We start from the raw sequence: 20,202 nt of genomic DNA on the forward strand, positions 1-20,202 counted from the left end.
GGGTTTGTGGCGGCGTCGACCGGGACGGAGCGGCGGTTATGTGAGTTGTGGCAGCAACTGCTGGGTGTAGAGCGTGTTGGGGTGTCGGATAACTTTTTTGCGCTGGGCGGGCATTCGTTGCTGGCCGTGCGGTTGCTGGGCGCGATGAAAGCGGAGTTTGGTCAGGAGCTGGCGCTCAAAACAATCTTCGCCAGGCCTGAGATCCGTCAGCTGGCATTGGTATTGGAGACAACATCACCGGTCAGGCCTCTGTCTGTCCAACCGCTGGATGATTTGCCGTCAGGATCTGACGTGATTGTGCCGCAAATGCTGCCATGGCTGGCGCTGAACCAGGATCAGCTGGATTATATTTGTGCACAAACACCTGGTGGTGCTGGCAATATTCAGAATATTTACGGCCTGACACCGTTACAGCAAGGGATCTTGTTTCATCATCTCAGTCAGCCACAAGACCCCTATATCATTCCGATTTTGTTTTCGTTTGCAGATCAAGCGACAGTTGCTGTGTTTCTGCGCGCACTTGAGTTTGTGATTGCCCGGTATGATGTTTTGCGAACCATGTTTCTCTGGGATCAACTGCCCGAACCTGTTCAGGTGGTTCAAAGGACGGCTACCTTAGCTGCACACTGGCAGAAATTTGACAATCAGGCGCAGGCTCAGGCGTTTTTGCAGCAACAATTACAGCGGCCTGACGGACTTTCCTTGCAAAGTGCTCCCTTAATGCACGCTGAGATCACCTGGGTTGGGGCTGCACAGGAGCATCAGGTGCTGCTCAGGTTCCACCATCTTGTCACTGACCATGTTGGACTCGAAGTACTGGCCCATGAAATAGCCTTATTTTTACAGGCTAAACATCAGCAATTGGCAAAACCACTGCAGTTCAGCAGCTTTATCGGCTGGCTTAAGCAGCAATCGCCCACCCAGGCGGAGCAATATTTTACGGCAAAGCTGGCTGATTTTGCGGAGCCCTCATTACCCTTTGGCTTGCGGGATATTCATCTGGATGGTCAGGGCGCGGTGCGGGAGCATCACCTGATGCCGGTTGCGCAAAGCCGGTTATTGCGCCAGTTGGCAGCAAAACATCAGGTGAGTCCGGCGGCATTGTTTCACGCCGCCTGGTCGCTGGTGATTGCCAGCTGCAGTGCCACTACAGATGTCGTTTTTGGCAGTGTGTTGCTTGGGCGCACACAACATACAGATATGGCCACCATGGTTGGTACTTTTATCAATACCTTGCCTGTGCGTGTCACTCTTGACGATTTATCTGCGGCAGAATTGATCCGGCAAATGCAGAGCCAGCTGAACGATCTGCTGCAGTATGAGCACACCCCATTGGTTCAGGCCAAACGCTGCAGTGCGGTACCAGCCGACATGCCATTGTTCAGTGCGCTGCTGAACTTCCGTCATTCGTCAGCTGAGCCTGCACAGCAACAGGCGGCAGAGCCGGCATTGCAACTTTTAACTTCAACAGAAACCAGCAATTATCCGTTTGAATTAACCGTTGACGATCTGGGTTCAGAGTTCCGGTTAAAGCTGCAGCTGGTGCCGCAGATCAATGCCCGGCAGGTGATGGATTACACCCTGAAGGCACTTGAACATGTGCTGGATGCGTTAAATACCGGTTCTGCAGCGCTGGTAGGTGGCATGTCGTTACTCAGCGATGCAGAAGTGGCAGAACAGATCAAATGCTGGGGCCGCCCGGACGGACAGCATAGCCTGAACGCGCCAGTCCCGGCTCTGATCAGCCAGCTTGCGCAGCTTCAGCCAATGGCTGTGGCACTGTGCTGTGAAAAAGAACAACTGAGTTATCAGCAACTGGACTATATGGCCGGGCATTTTGCGGCATACCTGCGGCAGTCGCACAAGGTGCAGGCCGGCGATTTTATTGCGGTGAAGCTTGAACGGAGTATTTATCTGCTGCCGGTACTTTTAGGGATCTGGCGCGCCGGTGCTGCTTATGTGCCACTGGACCCGTTAAGCCCGCCGGAACGTCAGCAGCTGATATTGCAGGATTGTCAGGCAAAATTGGGCGTCAGCGACAGCGGGATAGACCAGGCCGGCATAGGTCAAATCCGGCTTGATGACCCTGAGGTGCTTGCAGTCATGCACCAGAGTTGTGCGCCTGAGCAGAGCCAGAGCGCAGACGCTGATGATCAGGAGTTACCGGCCTATGTGCTTTACACCTCAGGGACCACAGGTGTGCCCAAAGGTGTACTGCTGTTACAGCGCAATGTCCGGAATTTTCTGGCCGGTATGCTGGCAGCGCCTGGCCTGAAGTCCGGTGACCGTCTATTGGCCGTAACATCCATTAGCTTTGATATTCATGTGCTGGAACTGTTTTTACCTTTGCTGGCTGGTGCCCGGCTGGTGATTGCCAATACTGCACAAAGCCGGGACGCCAGGGCCTTACGCCTCCTGCTTCAGCAACATCAAATCACCATCATGCAGGCAACACCAGCCAGCTGGAAAATGTTACTGGCCGATGGCTGGCAGCCTGACGCCGGTTTTACCAGCCTGTGTGGTGGAGAGGCATTGCCGCAGACTTTGGTCGACAAACTTTGTCATGGTGGCGCAGTACTTTGGAATATGTACGGGCCCACAGAAACTTGTGTCTGGTCCGCCTGTGGCAGGATTCAGCCGGCAGAACCTATTCATGTTGGCCGTCCTGTGACCCACACCGAATTGTATATCCTTTCTGCGAAAGGTCAGTTGTTACCTGCCGGAGTCATTGGCGAGTTATGGATAGGCGGTCAGGGGGTCAGTCCTGGTTATCTCAATCGGCCGGAGCTGAGCAACAAAATGTTTGTTGCGCCTGTGACGCCGCAGATCCGTCAGTCGTCAGCGGGCGGCAAGCTGTTCCGCACCAATGATTTGGCCCGTTGGCTACCTGATGGGCGGCTGCAGATTATGGGACGCGCCGATCAGCAACTGAAAATCAGGGGTTACCGGATTGAGCCCGGCGAGATTGAGTATCAGTTGCAGCAGTCAGAGCTGGTGACTGAGGCTGTTGTTGTGGCGGTACGCGACCCTCAGCAAGAGCCAATACTGGTCGCTTATGTCGTGCCGGCAACACCTGCAGTAGCCGGCAATGAGCTCCACAAGGTGCTCAGCGACATGCTGCTGGCTGTTCTGCCCGCCTATATGGTGCCGGCCCTCTTTGTGCAATTGTCGGAGCTTCCGCTGACTGCCAACGGCAAAATCGATCGAAAACAATTGCCGGCACCAGATTTTGGCACTTCGGCTGCTCCTTTTGTCGCGCCTGCAACAGCCCTGGAGCAGGTGATTGCGAAGTGCTGGCAGCATTGTCTGGGTCTGTCGCACATCGGTGTGCACGATAACTTTTTTGCCATGGGCGGGCATTCCATTATTGCGGTTCAGGTGGTCAGTCAGTTGGGCTTGCATGGCATCCGGATCAGTCCGTTGCAACTTTTTGCACACCCCACTATAGCCGGGCTTGCAGCCAGTTTGCAGCTGCACAGTGATGCGCAGGAGAGCGAGTCTGTACCCGCAAATCTGCTGGATGCGAAGACTGAATCTGTGACACCGGAAATGTTGCCGCTGACCGACCTTTCTCAGCAGGATATTGACCAACTGCTCAGCCAGATCCCGGGTGGAGTGTCACGTATTCAGGATATCTATGACTTAGGACCGCTGCAGGAGGGGATTTTATTTCTGCATATCGCCAGTGAAACCGCCGATCCTTATTTACTGCAAACAACATTTACTTTGCCGGATCAGGCTGCTGTGAACCGGTTTATTGAGCATTTGCAGCTGGTGGTGGCACGGCATGATGTGCTCAGAACAGCGGTGTTCTGGCAAGGTCTGTCAAGACCGGTGCAGGTGGTCTTTCATGAGGCTGGAATTCCTGTGCAGTGGCATAGGTTGAGCGAAACACAAAATCCGGAGCATTACACTGCAGCGCTGATGCAGCAGCCCTGCCGGATGACTTTAACCCAGGCCCCGTTACTGTCTTTGCACATTGTCAGTCAGCCTTCGGTTTCGCAATGCACCCTACTACTCAGGTACCATCATCTTGTGACCGATCAGATGGGGATCCGGCTGGTCTGTGAAGAATTACAGCTGCTGCAAAACGGCCAGGCTGAGCTGCTGCCAGCTGTCCGGCAGTATCGCGATTTTATAGCCTCTGTGCGTCAGTCTGCCAATCAGGATGCCGCCAGTCTGTTCTTCCGGCGCATGCTGGGTGATAAAGATAACGCCACTCTGGTGTTCAACATAAAAACGGATCCGGCGGGGCAGAGCGTACGGCAACAAATCAGCTTGGCAGACGAGCTGGCTGCCGGTTTGCGAAACAGTGCGGCCCTTTTGCATGTTAGCCCCGCAGTGCTGATGCACTGTGCCTGGGCACTAATGGTTGCAGCCTGTGCCGGTGACAAAGACGTTGTGTTTGGTACCGTGCTGTCCGGGCAGGTCCATCACAAACCTCAGGCGGGTCAGATGCTGGGGGTGCTGGTCAATACCCTGCCAATCCGGGTTAACACTGACGGCGTGACGGCCAGGTCATTGGTGCAACAGGTTGCATCCGGCTTGCAGCAGCTGCTGAACTATGTTCAGGTGCCGCTGGTGGTCGCGCAGCAGTCGAGTCCGATCGAAGCGCCTTTGCCTTTGTTTAACACTCTGCTCAATTACCGCCATACCGAAAAAACACAGGCTGCGGTCAGTGGTCAATTGCCTGAGCCGGTTGATGTCAGCCTGCACAGTCACTATCCGGTGGAATTGTCTGTTGATGACGATGGCCAGAGTTTTCAGCTGACATTACAAACCCACGCCGGATATCCGGCAGAGCGTTTGCTGGGTTACCTGCAACATGCACTGGCCGGGATGCTCGATGCATTGGCACAGCCAGAGGATAGGCCGGCCGTATTCTGTCTGTTGTCCGCACAAGAGAAGGCACAACAGCAATTTATCTGGAACAACACCCGGTCTGATTATCCGCAGCAGCAATGTGTTCATCAGCTTTTTGCGGCGCGGGCCGCGTTGCAGCCGCAGCTGCCGGCTGTGATCTGCGATGGCGTGACGCTCAGCTACGCTGAACTGGATCGACGGGCCAATCAGCTTGCACATTATTTGCGCGAACAGTATCAAGTCGCGCCGGAACAGCTGATTGGCTTGTGCCTTGAACGTTCTGAACTGGTGATTATCGCGATGCTGGCCGTGCTCAAAGCTGGAGCAGCCTACGTGCCGCTGGATGCAGCATACCCAAAACAACGTTTGTCTCGGATGCAGGAGGATGCCGGTTTAGCTGTGATTCTGGTGCAACAATCCACCAGCGACAGAACTCAGGCTGAGGTGCAACTGGTACTGGATGATCCTGAAGTACAGCGGGAACTTCAGAGTGCTCCATGCACTGATGTTGATGCACAAAAGCCGACAAGTTCAAATCAGCTGGCTTATGTGATCTATACATCGGGCTCTACCGGTCGGCCAAAAGGGGTGATGATTGAGCATCGTAGTCTGACCAATCATGTAACTTATATCAGCCGGGAATATGGGCTTGGTGCCGGCGACCGCTGTCTGCAGTTGTCTTCGGTGAGTTTTGACAAGTCAGTCGAAGAAATATTTCCGACCTTATGCAGTGGGGCAACGCTGGTGATTTTTAAACAACAATTGTTCGAAAGTCCTCAGGCCTTTACGGCCATGTGCCGGCAGTATCAGGTTGATGTATTAAATCTTACACCGGCATTTTTTCATGAATATGTGGTGCAGGCGTCTAATGGTGAATTGCAGGGGATCCGCCACATTAGTGTCGGCGGCGACAAGCTTAATAGCCAGGATATTCAGGATTACTTCAACAAGCATCAGCAGCCACCACGATTATTAAATGTGTACGGACCAACGGAAGTCACGGTTGATGCCTGTTATACCGAGGTTGATCTGTTGTATCCGAACAGTATTGGTAAACCGGTTGCCAATGCACAGTGTTATGTACTGGATGCGCAGTTACAACTGGTCCCGGTTGGGGTTATTGGCGAACTCTACATCGGTGGTGTGGGAGTGGCCCGTGGTTATCTGAACCGACCGGAACTTACAGCGGAGCGCTTTATTGCCAATCCTTTGGCAACAGGAAGCGGAGACAGGCTGTATCGCACTGGCGACTTAGTCCGTTGGCTGGAACACGGTGCTATTGAGTATCTCGGCCGGGCCGATCATCAGGTGAAAGTGCGTGGTTTCCGGATTGAACCGGGGGAAATAGAAAGCTGCCTGATGGCGATGCCGCTTGTCGGGCAAGCGGTGGTTGTTGCCATCAGGGCACCGTCTGGTGGTCAGCAACTGGTGGCTTATCTGACGGTTGCGTCCGAATATGCGCAGTTATCAACAGAGGTTGTGACGCAGCAAGCGCAGCGGCAGCTGGCTGCCAGCTTGCCGGAATATATGGTGCCGGAGCTGTTCATGGTATTGCCGGCTTTGCCGATCAACCCCAACGGAAAAATTGACCGGCATGCCTTACCACATCCGGACAGCATGCAATCTGTTCAGACGTTCGAAGCGCCGCAGACCGAAGGAGAAAGAGTTATTGCTGCGGTCTGGCAGGAGGTACTGTCGTTGCCGCAAGTCAGCCGGACCGATCATTTCTTCCGGCTGGGTGGTCACTCTTTATTATTGACCCGGGTGCTGGCGAGATTGCAGCAGGTCCTGCAAATCCATATCCCCCTGAAAACGTTATTTGAGTCGCCGGTGCTGTCAAAGCTGGCGGCGCAGCTCGACCAAATCACCAGAGTCAAAGCTCAGGTGAAGATCAATCACGTATCCCGCTCGCAGCGCCTGCCTTTGTCTTATGCGCAGCATCGCTTATGGATGCTCGATCAGATTGATGGGGGTGGCATTCACTACAATATGCCTGCGATATTCAGATTAAGCGGTCAGGTGGATAGTGATGCTCTGGAGTATGCCTTCAGTACTATTGTGCAGCGCCATGAAGCATTGCGGACTCTTTTTCTTTGTGATGACCAGGGAGAGGTGTATCAGCAACTGCAGCCGGCCAGCCAGTTCCGGGTGCAAAGTCTGGATATCTCTGCACAATCTGCAACAACAATCCCGGCGCACATCCAACAGCTGTTAGCGCAGCCATTTGTCTTAAGCCAGGATTATTTGCTGCGGGTACATCTGCTACACGACAGCGCGGAAAGTGCAGTGTTGCTGATCAATATGCACCACATTGCTGCTGATGGCCATTCCGTGGGCCTGCTGATGCATGAGTTGAGTCTGTTATACCGGGCAAAGCAGGCAGGTCTGGTGGCTGAGTTGCCTGAATTGCCGGTGCAATATGCTGACTACGCCTACTGGCAACGCCAATGGTTAAGTGGGGATGTGCTTGAACAGCAGTTGCAATACTGGGAGCAGCAACTCCATGGTCTGCCTCAGGTCCACCAACTGCCCATTGACCGGCCCAGACCGCTTCAGCAAAGTTATGCTGGTGCTTCGTATTGTCATCAGATCCCGGCAGAGCTGACAGCGCGTCTGGCGGCTCTGTGTCACAGGCACGATGCCACTTTATTTATGGGCATTCAGACATTGTTTGCCATTTTGCTGGCCCGCTTCAGCAATGAGCAGGATATTGTGATGGGAACGCCTGTGTCTAATCGGGAGCAGCCGGAACTTGAGCAACTTATCGGTTTCTTTGTCAATACGCTGGTACTGCGTAACGATCTCACCGGCAAGCCCGGATTCAGTTCACTGTTAGCACAAAGCAAAGATATGCTGCTGGCAGCCTATGAGCATCAACACACACCATTTGAACTGGTCGTCGAGCGGTTAAAACCGGAAAGAACACAGAGTTACACGCCGTTGTTTCAAATCATGCTGGTATTTAATCCGGAAGTTCCGTCTGCTGTTGCATTGCCGGGGCTGCTCGCTGAAGCGCCGTATTATGCGACAACCACCGCAAAGTTTGACTTAACCTTACACGTGAACGAAGAAGCAGGTGCGCTGACGCTGAACTGGGAATTTAACACCGACCTGTTTAATCCGGAATCAGTGCAAACAATGGCCCAGGCCTTTGAATGCTTACTGGACGGCATACTGGCAGAGCCTGAACTCAACGTGTATGCGATCAATATGCTGCCGCCGGCCTTGATGCAACAAGTGACTGTAGACTGGAATCGCAGCAAATGGCCGGGGCAGGCTGATCTTTGTATGCACGAGCTGTTTATGCAGCAACTGATAGCGGCGCCTGAGCACATTGCGACTATAGATGCTGCGGGTCATACACTGACTTATTTACAATTATACAGTCAGGTTGTGCAGCTGGCCGCGCAGTTACAGCCGCTGCTTCCTGCCAGTGCTGAGCCGCTGATTGCGATTCGGTTACCAAAGAGTCCGTTACAATTGGTGGCGGCATTGGCGGTTCAATATGTCGGGGCAGCCTATCTGCCGCTGGAAACTGATTGGCCCGCATCAAGATGTGAGCAAATCCTGCTTCAGGCCGATGTGCAGTTGCTGATCGCCACAAGCAGCCTGACCGCTTTGGCAACAGAAGGACTCCGTGTCTGTTATCCGCAGCCAGCAGTAGTGGAGCAGAGCCGGGCCGAACTTCTGGCGCAGGCCAGTGGTTATACGCCGTTACAAACCCCTGCATCACTGGCTTATGTCATCTTTACTTCAGGATCCACCGGCAAACCCAAGGGAGTGGCCATTGAACATGGTGCGGCGGTGAATACCTTGCTTGATATCAACCGGCAGTACGGCGTGACTGCGGCGGATAAAGTGCTGGCGGTTTCTGCTTTCAGTTTTGACCTGTCGGTGTATGACTATTTTGGCATGCTGGCAGCAGGCGGCACTGTTGTGTTCCCGCAGCCGGAATTGGCGAAAAATCCGCAGCACTGGCTGGAACTCACTGAGCGTTTTGCTGTTTCTGTCTGGAACACAGTGCCGGTTTCGGCAGCGCTGTTGGTAGAGCAACTGGAAGAGCAAAGACGCAGTTCTGCTATTTGTTTTAAAGCGGTCATGATGAGTGGAGATTGGATTGATCCACAGCTACCGGCAAGGCTCTGGCAGTCATTTCCCGGTAGTCGGTTATACAGTCTTGGCGGGGCCACCGAGGGCTCTATCTGGTCTATTCATTACCCTATCGAACAGGATACCTCAGCTTTATCCAGTGTCCCTTATGGCCGGCCTATGTCAGGACAGTCATTCTTCATTTTAAATGACATGTTGCAACCTTGTCCGCCACAAGTTACAGGTGAGCTTTTTATCGGGGGGCTGGGTGTTGCCCGCGAATATTATCGTGACAGCGAGTTGACCGGGCGGCAGTTCTTGTGGCATCCGGAGTTAAAACAGCGACTGTACCGGACCGGAGATCTGGGCCGGTATCGCAGTGATGGCCTGATTGAATTCCGCGGCCGTCGGGATAACCAGGTCAAGATCCGTGGTTTTAGGGTGGAGCTGGGTGAGATAGAGCATACGCTGAAATCGCACCCGTTCATTGGTCAGGCTGTGGTTGATGTGCAGCAGACAGCTTCAGGTGACAAAGTGCTGGTTGCTTATCTGGTGCTGCACAACGAACAGGTCATAGCGAGCCGGCTGGAATTTATCGAGCAATGCCGTGATTGGTTGCGCAGTGTCTTACCGCATTACATGGTGCCACAGGCGTTCGAAATTCTGTCCGCTTTGCCTGTAACCGCGAATAACAAAGTTGACCGTAAAGCATTGCCAGCGCCGCAGTTGCAACATAGTGAACCCGAAATGATCTTACCGGCAGACGCATTTGAGGCTTCGTTGTGTGCGATCTGGCGGCAGATTTTCGCCAATCCTCAGCTTGGCATGAAAGCCAATTTCTTTGACCTTGGCGGGCATTCGCTGCTCGCCACCAGGTTGATAGCGAAAGTGCGCAGTCAGTTAGGGTTGCAGGCCACACTGGGTGATGTGTTTTTGCATCCGCAGTTACAGGAGTTTGCCAATCAGTTACGGCTGCGGGAACAGGAAAGTTTGACCAGTGAGTTGCCGGAAACCATGCTGCAACTGAGTACCACACCTGGTTCGGGAACACTCTTCTGTTTTAATCCCGGAGCCGGCACAGCCCATTGTTATGGGCGTTTGGCTGCTGCGTTGTCCGGCCAGTATCAGTTGGTCGGCTTACATTCGCCGCTGATTTACGAACCGCAGTTTTTTGCTGATTTTAAGGCGCTGGTCAACCGTTATGTACAATTGATACTGCGATACCAGACTGAGGGGCCTGTCACTTTACTGGGCTATTCGTCGGGTGGTGTCCTCGCTTATGAAGCGGCCTGCCAACTGGTTCAGCAGGGATATCAGGTCCGGGTTCTGCTGTTAGACAGCTACGCGACTATGGCTGAATATGAAGTACCAAGCCAGGCCTGGTATGCCCCTATACAGTTGGCCTTGCAGGAAATTCTGCTGTTACAGCCGGAACTGGACTGGCATCAGCTGGATGCAACGGATGTTCCGGCAGCGCTGAGCTCTCTGAGCAAACAGCTGCGCCGGCAGTTTCCTGATCATTATATTGCACAGGTCAGCGAAGAAATGACCTGTCGCTATTTGCAGCATTTTATCACGCTGGACAGGTTGAAAAGAGGCCACTGCATCCGCCAGTCAGCGCTGGATTTGGTGTTGTTCAGAGCTGAACTGACGCCACCGGCCGATGGCTTTAATCAGAATCTGAACTGGGACTTGTACAGTAGTGGCAGTGTCAGAATTTTACCATTACAGCAATCGCATCAAACCATGATTGAGTCTGCGGAACTGGCGATGTCTGTGGCTGAATATTTGCGACTGCCTGTGCCACATCAGGCTGACAGAGATGCCGCAAAGGGACAAAACAGCACTACCCATCAGGGGCTGACCCCAGACTTATGCCATGCGGGAGGCGTCAATGAATACAGCGCCTGAGCAACTGGATTTTGATATTCAGGGTTATATACGGGAGGCATTAATGCATGGCCGTAATCATGTATCCGCGCACTGGCGGGAAAAAATTTCGGCGCTGATTGCCCCTTTCCGGCTTGATCCGCGGCAACCCGATTTTAGCCCGGACTGTGGTCTCTGGGAGCGGTTTTTATGGTGTGAAAACTTCACAGCTCTGGGAGAAAAACACAATTATGCTTCATACACTTATTCACCGGTTTTTGATTGTTATCTTGATGCCGGCACCGATGGAGATTTTTGGAGAAAGAATAAAAATGTATGGTATGCTCTGGCAGCGTTGGTTAACGATTGGTTTATTTATGAAATGGAATTATTCAACAAATACACCGAAAACGGTTACACCAAAAAGGGATATAGGCCCGAGCTTGTCGCTGACAGACTGCAACTGTTAAAAGAGCTGAAACAAAGCCTGATGGAAACGGACAATTCGTTTTCCGTCCATCGTGACCAGGGGTTTCCTGACCATGGCTATCCGCATGATATTGAGTATTTCCGTGATGTTGATGCAGCATTAACGACTTTAGTCATGCTGACGGGGCTTCCCGGTGGTATTTATCATGATGAATATATGTTTCTGCGCATGGTGCAACTCACGGAATGTATCTTTTTTGCGGTCGGAGAAGGTGTTCACGACGGATTAGCGTTTTATCAGCAGGGAGAACAGCAAAGGGCTGCTGATATCTTCCGGCAACTGACGGTGCTGATGGATGTACTCAGCCGTTTGTTCAGTGTGATGGATACTCTGGCTGTGGAAAACTTTTATCAGGGTTTTCGGGTAGATACCGGTAATGCCGGTGCTATTCAGTCGGAAAAGTATCAATGGCTGGAGCGTCTCCTGACCGGTATTCAACCGGACAAACTGGGCGTTGTGCTGCAGATAGCAGAACTGAGGGACAAGTCCAGGCTAAAAGACACTGCCATGCCGACTTTAAGGCAACTCTATCAGACCATGCTGAACTGCCGGGATTGTCCTGAACTGGCATTTTTCAGTCAGCGTCTGTTGCATCAATTCCAGTTCTGGAAAGCCAGACACCTGGCGATTGCAATAAAAATGTTGCCTAAAAACTTCGGCGCCGAAGGTCCGCTGGGAATCGGTTATCTGAAATCGAATTTAAGGAACAATATGACTGAAATGCGGCGTCATAGCAGAGAAGTACCGGAGGTTCGGTTATCCACAAGGGCTTGCCAGCTATTTGAGGGACTGACTCTGGTTTGGATACAGTGTACCGATGTTGACCTGCAGAAACTTCAGCTCGCTTTACAAATCAATACCGAAGATATCCGCCAGTCGATGCTGGAACATGCCGATCTGATAGAGCATAACCTTGATGATTATCAGCGGTTTTTCAGCAGTAAACAGGCTGCTTTTCCATTACGCAAACAGATGCAGCACGGTTTACCTGCACCAACAGTTCCTTTGGTTCCGCGTCTGTTACTGCATCTTGAGTTCTACCGCGGTGTGCTGGCGGGGGTGTTTGATATCGACCGGATTGATGGTGATGTGTTAGTCGATGTCAGTATCGAAGCTGAGGTTTACAGTGGTATCGGCAAATCCCGTCAGGTGATCTGTCAGGCCAATGAATTGGTGTTGCGCGATCAGGCAGGAGTAATGGCCTCGTATTTTTCTGGTCCGGGCGGCCGCACAGCCATGGCAGCTGATGGTCCTGTGGCCGGACGGCGCCTCGGTCTGATGTTATTTTCATCACCGGCTATGGCACCTGGCAGCCTTGAGGACACCATCACTTTGATTAACAAATTGTTTTCAGCAGCAGCCGGTACAGTTGACCTGAGTTATTTACGGTTTCAACCAGGGCCATAACGGATATAGGGAAGCCGCTACGCCAAAGTTATCTGGTATTGCGGCTGGCAGTTCAGGAAGTAAGAAAGGTATTGATGTGGATATAAAAAAGCAGGTTGTAACCAAAGATAAAAGTGTACCGGTCAAGTGGGGGCTGGGGCTGCTGCTGATACTTGGTCTCTGGATGCTTTACGCCAGACTGACCAGTCAGGAAATCAGTCTGGAACGTAAAAGCCTGGTGATTGCCGAAGTGCGCCAGGGCGATTTAGAGGTTTCGGTCGACGGTTTTGGTGTTGTCAGATCAGACGATATCAGACTGTTAACAGCACCAAGTAATTCTATTGTGAAAGAGATACTGGTGAAGCCCGGAGCCCGGGTGCAGGCCGGAGATGTGATTGCCCGTCTGGAAAACCCTGATGTAAGACAAGAGCTGCAAAATGCCCGGCAGGAACTGTCAAAAGTACAGGCAGATTTACGGCAAACCATCGCTGATCATGAGTTGGCGATGCTCAACGAAGCGACTGAAGTTTCTGATACTCAGGCAAATTACGAAAAAATCTCTTATATCGTTCAAGCCGAGTCTTCACTGGTGGAAAAGGGAATTATTTCCAAAGTGACCCATGTCGAAAGCCAGGTTGAAGCAGAACGTTTGAAAGCAAAACTGGTGTTTTTACGGGAGAAGCATGAAAGGCTTAAGCGAATTCACGCAGAGATGATCAGTATCAAAACTGATTTGGTCCGGCAGCAGGAAGGTACAGTGAAACTGATTGAACACAAAGTCGATCAGTTGGAGATTAAGGCGGAGCTGACAGGTATGTTGCTGAAATCAGCCATTGGTTTGGGACAGAGCCTGGTGATAGGACAAGAGGTTGCCACTATTGGCAGTGAGGGTTCGCTGGAAGCCTTTATAAAGATCCCACAGGATAAAGCGCAGCGGATTCAAATTGGACAAAAGGCGGTGATTAATAACCGCCAGGATCAGATTGAAGGGGTAGTCAGCCGGATCGATCCTGTGGTTGTCGATAACACGGTTGAACTGGAAATTGACCTACCCGGAGAATTACCGCTGAGTCTGAAAGCGGAGCAGAATGTTGAAAGCAGAATCATTATCGGCAGTTTGGCTGATGCTATGTATATTGAACGCCCTGCCAAAAGTACAGAAAACACGATGCTGAAATTGTTCAGGATTGATGAAGATGATTCTAAAAAAGCGGAATTAGTGCAACTGGCAATGGGCGAAACCGCGAACCAATATATTGAAATTAAATCCGGAACCAAGGTTGGACAAAAGTTTATTATTTCCGATTTGTCAAACCTGATGACTTCTGAAAATAGTATCGTGCTTGAATAAATATTATAAATTGAACAGGGTGATTTATGAAAAGAGTGACCATAGAAATGAATGGTATTGGGAAAATATTCGAAACTGATGAAGTTGAAACCCATGCCCTGAAAAATGTAAGCCTGAAAGTATACGACGGTGATTTTGTATCATTATCTGGTCCGTCGGGATGTGGAAAATCTACATTGTTGTCTTTACTCGGGCTGTTAGATACACCCAGTAGTGGCGAATATAAAGTGGATGGCATCAATGTCAGTAACCTTGTGTCCGATCGTGCTGCTGAGATTCGTAATCAAAAATTTGGTTTTATTTTCCAGTCTTTCAACCTGATAGATGAGCTTTCAGTGTTTGATAATGTGGCCTTGCCACTTCGTTACAGTGCACAGCGTTTCCAGGCAAGTCAGGTTGAAGAACAAGTTCGCCAATGCCTCGCCAGAGTGGGTATTGAACACCGGATGAACCATAAACCTAACCAGTTATCAGGTGGACAACAACAACGTGTTGCCATTGCAAGAGCGCTTATTTCCAAACCATCCGTGATTCTGGCCGATGAACCGACCGGTAACCTTGATTCAAAAAGTGGTGATGCGGTCATGAGTCTGCTGGGCGAACTGAATGACGCAGGAAGTACCATTTTTATGGTGACTCACGATAGCCGGTATGCGGACTTCACCAAAAAGAAGATTCAAATGATAGATGGCCAAATTGTTGCGTAAAGGATATGTATGAATAACTTACGTTATCTGATCAAAAGATCCGTTCAGGCGGCGTTGGCTGACAAGTCTTTTTTTGCCGGTGTTGTAGTCACTATGGGTATCACTATTGGTGTGTTTCTTGTTGTACTGACTTTGGGATTCTACATGCTGTTAAAGCCCTTAAGTTATCCGCAGCAGGACGAGCTTTTTGTGGTGGATTACCAGCGGATAAATCAGAGTGGTGAGGCCGAAACCTCATTTTTTCTTTACCCTGCAGCAGAAGCTTTGTATCGTAATATTCAGAGTGCCAAAGATATCGGTGTCAAAGCGCAGTCTATGCTGTTTTTTTCCAAAGAAGTCCTGACCTCAGAACCTCTGCAACCTAACCTTGCGACCGTTTATACCACGGCAAGCACTGCGGATATCCTGGGGATACCTATGGCAAAAGGGCAATGGTTTCCGCCTGCAGAACTCGGGCAACGTGTGCCTGGTGCGGTGATCTCTTACCAGGTATGGGCAGAGCAATTTAGTTTAAGGGAAGACATTCTTGGCCAGAAACTGGTTGTGAATGGGGTCAGTCATCCGGTGATTGGCGTTATTCAGGCAGACTTCGTTGCCCCACAACTTGCCGAAGTGGGCCTGACGACACAACTGTGGTTGCCCTGGGACTTTAATAATTCTGAATACAAAGAAGACTGGCGAAATGTTGAAGGTAAGTTGTTTTATCTGATCAAAACGCCAGCGGCCAGTACCGGCCAGCTCAGTGTTGTGCTCAGTGCTATGGCTAATGAAATGTTTCGCAAAATGACCATTGATAATCAGCACTTTGTCGGCTGGTCTGCCGATATTGAAGTCACGCCATTACGGTCAAAGTTAGTGGCCGGTAATATGACCACAGTGATATTTTTGCTGGCGGGTGGCTTAGGATTGCTGTTGATTGCGACCAGTAATATCACCAATCTTTTTATTTCGCGGGTGGTGTCAAAACATAAACAACTGGCGATTTCGGCAACTCTGGGAGCGAAGAAAAAGCATTTGTGGTTACAAATGTTCAGTGAAACCTTAGTGTTAATGCTGGCATCCAGTGCTGTTGCGGTTTTGATAGCTTTATTGGGCTTTGGCTTGATCCAGCGGTTTTTCAGCACTCAGCTGGCCCGCGCGCATGAGATATCCTTTGACTGGATGACCCTATGTTCGGCATTGTTGGTCGCAGTTGTGCTGGCTTTTATTATTTCATTATTGTCGATCCGTATTGTGAATTACCGGCAGCTCAGCCAGTCGCTGAAAAGCAGTGGTAAAGGTGTGGGCGTACAAATTTCGTCCGGAGTCCGGAATGCGTTGCTGGTTTCGCAGATTTCTGTTGCTGTGGTGCTGATTTTCTGCAGTGCCAGCCTGATTAAAAACGCGGCCACAACCCTGCAACGGCATGTCGGCTTCGACAGCACAAATGTGTTACGGCTGGAATTCAGAATCGCCACTCTGGATTGGCAGGGTTGGGATACCTATGCGCCTAAAGTAACGGAATTTCGTGACAAACTCGCCGCATTGCCAGAGGTTGAGGCAGTGACCTTCGCCCGCTCACCACTGGAAGATATTTATCAGTTTGCGCTGACTTACAGTGGAGATGGCAAGCGTTATTACCCCTTCCATCGTAATGTCGACCACAATTATCTGGATGTTGTTGGCCAACGCCTGCTGGCGGGCCAGGGTTTTGCGTTAAAGGATGTGCAAAGCCGCACCAATGTTGCAATGGTCAGCGCTACTTTTGCAGAGCAATTGGGACAGGGCGACATTACCAGTGTCATCGGGAAAACCCTGGCAATCGATTCTATACCCCCCGCCACCATTATCGGCGTTGTTGAAGATCTGGTTGTGCCATCAAAAGCCGAAATTCCGCCACGGTTTTATGTTCCGAACGGTGGTTCGGCATTGTGGCTGATGCTGAAGCTGAAACCAGGCACTGTAGTTACAAGGGAACAAGTGACGGCTCTCATGCGTGATACAAACAACCAGTTTGCGCTGACGAATTTTTCTTCATTACAGGCTGATGTGGACAGGGCTAATTTTACGCATCTGGTCACGCTGACCGTTGCGGGAAGTCTTGCCATATTTACCTTGTTGCTGGCCTTTCTGGGCTTGTTCGGCATCATTAGCTATGGTGTTAAATCACGTACAACGGAATTTAATATTAAAATGGCTATTGGAGCGAAATATAACAACATCTTTAATGAAACCGTGCGGGAAAATATCTCAATACTGATGATTGGCGCTTCTTTAGGTACTATCTTTATTATTACCTGTCTGTATTTTTACTACGACTTATTGAGTGTTTATATCTCAATTAGTTCTATGTATATGTATGCCATAACGATAGTTGCTGTATTCGCTGTTCTGATTTTGTCGAGCTCTATTTCGATGAGAACAATTAAAAAGAACAGTATCGTCAATGGCCTGAAGGGGATTGCTGCATAATTGAATAATGGCGTGGCTTTCGAATGACAGCCACGCTTTTTATTTATGTATATTCCTGAGATTGATTTGTACTGGGTACGATATAGTCAGTTCAGCGGGTGGATGTATGAAATGAAAATGAAAAACAATCTGTTTCCTGTAACAGTCAACGATATCAAACAACTATTCTGGACAGGAAATGGCGAAACAGAAATTGAATGTACGATTTCTGAGCTTTCTGAACGTCAGTTTGTTGTAAAAACAGAAGCAAAGCTGCCACAACCCGGTTCGCAGGGGATCTTCTGGCGCCCTTTCTTTCCTATTTTTTCTGCGTCTGTCATCGATGTGGGTGAAGGAATGTTTATTGCTGAACTCGGAGCATTAGATGAGGCAGCCAGGAAAATGCTGGAGACACTGCTTGCAGCGCAACAAGGCCAGCAGATCCCTAGTCGTCACAGACCTGGTTTATTGTTCCGGATTATTCTAAAAGCTTTATTTAATCTTGAACAAAGTTTACCGCAAATCCACAGGCGGACGTTTTTGCCAGCTGAATTTCCCTGGAGTTTAGCCTTTGAGAAAGAATGGCCAGCCATCTGTAACGAAGTCAGAAATATCTTTGATCACGTTGATGTCAGTGAAATTCCACTCGGGCCGGACAAACTTGCGAACTGGCATTCGGTGCTGGTTGCAGAAAAAGGTCAGGCCACGGTGCAGGCCAAAAAGCTGCTGCCCTGTACCGCAAGACTGGTTGAGTCTGTCCCCTCTATGCTGAACGCGGACCTGAGTATTCTCAGGCCCGGCACTGTCATTGGTTACCATAAGGCAAATTCGCGTACTTTTTTGCGAATGCACCTGGGGATTATCATTCCAACAGGAGACGTCTGCTTGCAGCTCGAAGATCAAAAGCTCAGTTGGGAGAATGGTAAGGTAATGATTTTCGACGATTTTTACCCACACTCCGCATGGAATAAGACTGATGAAACCCGGGTGATTCTGATGGTTGATTTCCTTCGTCCTATGCCTGGCTGGAAAGAAGCATTTATCCGCTTTTTACACCGCAAAACGGCCAGTCCTTTGCCAAATGTGCCAGCCAAATGGTTAGACTGGTGATCTGTGTGAGTAGCGCCCGAATGGCGAAACAAGCTCAGGATTGAATCCTGATGTGGTGAATATCAACGTTTACGAAGAGTGGAAACATGAACAAACATTATGTTGTCGATCGGGTACTACATTGGATATCTGCGATTTGTATATTATTGATGATGCTTAATATGAAATCTCAAATCCATATCATCAATTACGAGGTAAAAGGACAGAATGCACATCGGCAAGAAGCGATAGAGTCGCATGTGCTGGCCGGACTTTTTCTGCTGGTGATTTTAATGCTCCGGGTCTACTGGTACAGGAAATATAAAACTTTGATTCCGCGACATCATGCGCCGGGCCGGGCGCACAATATGATGATAAAAATGACACATGTGCTGATGTATACGTTAGTGGCTGCTTTGGCGGTTACGGGCGCCATTCTGGTCAAGAATAATCATATTCCGCTGTTTATTTTTGGAATGTCTGTATCTGATGTGTTACCTGTCCGGGATCAGTTTTTTGACGGAGTCAGAGAATTGCATTTATGGAGCATTACCGCTTTGGGTTGGCTGATAGGTATGCATGTGATTGGCGTCATGGCGGCCCGGCGTTAGTGTCAGCAGCGGCTTGGCTGGCGCGCACGCCAGCCGCTTTATCACAATTCTGCTGCAAAGCTTGCCATATCACCAAAGCACACTAATAACTGGCGTTCTCCCTGATAAGGGTTTCTGGCATGTGCTTTGAGCCTGTTGTCCAGCAGCAGCAGGTCGCCTGCCTGCCATTGAAATGCAAACTGATGTTGCCGGTAGACATCAAGAATGTGTGCCATGTAGCTGTCAGGGATTGGGCTACCGTCTGCAAAATAACAGTTGCGAGGGTATTCATCAGCATGGCTGCACAGCTTTTGTAAAGTGTGTTGTAGCTCAGGGGCCAGGCAGGAAAAATGCCAGTGCTGGGCCTGGTTAATCCAGCACATATCGCCAGTTTCCCTGACCTGATATACGGCAGGTCTGTCTGCCAAAGTAATTAAACTGTCATCCGCCGACCAGCGATATTGCATACCTTCGCGCAAACAGATGGATTCGATAACATGCTTGCTGCTGGTATTAAAAATGGTTTTCCAACCCAGCCCGATGCCATTCTCCGCCTGGTAACGTCTGCAGTAACGGACCCCTTTGTGTTCGAACTCCTCCCGCACCTGCTTGTCCAGTTGCTGGTATATTTCACGGCTGTCGGCCACCGGGGTCTCACCGCCCACTTTGGCGGCAGTGTGACAGGCAAAAATTGCTTTGGTTGGCCAACGCTGGTTGAAGGTATTTTCATTGTGCCAAAGCAGGAAACTATTACTGGCATATCCAACAGGTTGTTGCACAAAAGTGCTGCCAACAAGCGGCGTATGTTCGGTATTTTCACGAAAAACAGAAGTCATAAAATGGTTCGCGAATTGTTCAACCGCAGCGATATTTCCCAGATTAAACCCACGAAATAATATGCCGCCTCTGATCGACAATTGCTTTAACCAATAATCCTTTTCAGCAAAAATAGTTTCAACACTGACTGAACTATCGTTGGCTTCGACTTTATACAAACTATAAGGATGATTAGAAAATGAAGAGACACTATATTTTTTCAGCCCGCCATGCCCGGGACTGGCATTTTCTTTTGTGATTTGTCCTGCTAAGACATCTAGATCTAGTTTGTGCAGCATGATGTACCTATGTACGATAAATGCGACTAAAATGATTGGCCGATACAGGTGGTTGTAAGTAAATTAAATTACTGCAATGATATTTCGTTCATTTATGATAATACATGATTAATTTAATAATGTAATGTTAAATATTTCTTGGGAAACCACACAAAATTCGTGTGCATATCATCTCATTCATTTTCTGACATTGTTCAGATCCCAACATAGTGCTCACACCAGT

8 protein-coding genes are annotated in these 20,202 nt (G+C 50.0%); 7 read left to right on the plus strand and 1 reads right to left on the minus strand.

Annotation, left to right across the window (positions count from 1 at the left end; genetic code table 11):
• Nucleotides 1-6 precede the first annotated feature (6 nt).
• From N3Z11_RS00005 to N3Z11_RS00035, 7 genes are all read left to right on the plus strand, one after another.
• Entirely contained in the window at nucleotides 7-10,863 is a 10,857-nt protein-coding gene (locus tag N3Z11_RS00005; RefSeq protein WP_260655079.1) for a non-ribosomal peptide synthetase, read from the plus strand.
• Nucleotides 10,847-12,718: a hypothetical protein gene (locus tag N3Z11_RS00010; RefSeq protein WP_260655080.1), complete on the plus strand. Its 1,872-nt coding sequence runs from the start codon at nucleotides 10,847-10,849 to the stop codon at nucleotides 12,716-12,718. Before N3Z11_RS00005 ends, N3Z11_RS00010 begins: the two co-directional genes overlap by 17 nt.
• A gap of 76 nt (nucleotides 12,719-12,794) precedes the next feature.
• Nucleotides 12,795-14,048: an efflux RND transporter periplasmic adaptor subunit gene (locus N3Z11_RS00015; RefSeq protein WP_260655081.1), complete on the plus strand. Its 1,254-nt coding sequence runs from the start codon at nucleotides 12,795-12,797 to the stop codon at nucleotides 14,046-14,048.
• A 26-nt stretch (nucleotides 14,049-14,074) separates the two neighbouring features.
• Complete coding sequence (locus tag N3Z11_RS00020; protein WP_260655082.1) at nucleotides 14,075-14,755, plus strand: ABC transporter ATP-binding protein; 681 nt, start codon at nucleotides 14,075-14,077, stop codon at nucleotides 14,753-14,755.
• Nucleotides 14,756-14,764: 9 nt separating this feature from the next.
• Nucleotides 14,765-17,206, plus strand: a complete 2,442-nt coding sequence (locus N3Z11_RS00025) for an ABC transporter permease (RefSeq protein WP_260655083.1) — start codon at nucleotides 14,765-14,767, stop codon at nucleotides 17,204-17,206.
• Between the two features lie 111 nt (nucleotides 17,207-17,317).
• Nucleotides 17,318-18,295, plus strand: coding sequence for an aspartyl/asparaginyl beta-hydroxylase domain-containing protein (locus N3Z11_RS00030; RefSeq protein ID WP_260655084.1), 978 nt, complete (start codon nucleotides 17,318-17,320; stop codon nucleotides 18,293-18,295).
• Between the two features lie 86 nt (nucleotides 18,296-18,381).
• On the plus strand, nucleotides 18,382-18,885 hold the full coding sequence (locus N3Z11_RS00035; RefSeq protein ID WP_260655085.1) for a cytochrome b/b6 domain-containing protein: 504 nt from the start codon (nucleotides 18,382-18,384) through the stop codon (nucleotides 18,883-18,885).
• 41 nt (nucleotides 18,886-18,926) lie between these two features.
• On the opposite strand, the gene N3Z11_RS00040 is transcribed toward N3Z11_RS00035, so the two are convergent.
• Complete coding sequence (locus tag N3Z11_RS00040) at nucleotides 18,927-19,979, minus strand: TauD/TfdA family dioxygenase (RefSeq protein ID WP_260655086.1); 1,053 nt, start codon at nucleotides 19,977-19,979, stop codon at nucleotides 18,927-18,929.
• Between the last annotated feature and the right edge of the window lie 223 nt (nucleotides 19,980-20,202).

It is taken from the genome of Rheinheimera sp. 4Y26, from assembly GCF_025245835.1.
Taxonomy (GTDB): Bacteria; Pseudomonadota; Gammaproteobacteria; order Enterobacterales; family Alteromonadaceae; genus Pararheinheimera.

What these genes read in the sequence shown, in the direction of transcription:
- N3Z11_RS00020 (WP_260655082.1), top strand. Translation starts at nt 14,075, where the DNA reads ATGAAAAGAGTGACCATAGAAATGAATGGTATTGGGAAAATATTCGAA.
- N3Z11_RS00025 (WP_260655083.1), top strand. Translation starts at nt 14,765, where the DNA reads ATGAATAACTTACGTTATCTGATCAAAAGATCCGTTCAGGCGGCGTTG.
- N3Z11_RS00030 (WP_260655084.1), top strand. Translation starts at nt 17,318, where the DNA reads ATGAAAATGAAAAACAATCTGTTTCCTGTAACAGTCAACGATATCAAA.
- N3Z11_RS00035 (WP_260655085.1), top strand. Translation starts at nt 18,382, where the DNA reads ATGAACAAACATTATGTTGTCGATCGGGTACTACATTGGATATCTGCG.
- N3Z11_RS00010 (WP_260655080.1), top strand. Translation starts at nt 10,847, where the DNA reads ATGAATACAGCGCCTGAGCAACTGGATTTTGATATTCAGGGTTATATA.
- N3Z11_RS00040 (WP_260655086.1), bottom strand. Translation starts at nt 19,979, where the DNA reads ATGCTGCACAAACTAGATCTAGATGTCTTAGCAGGACAAATCACAAAA.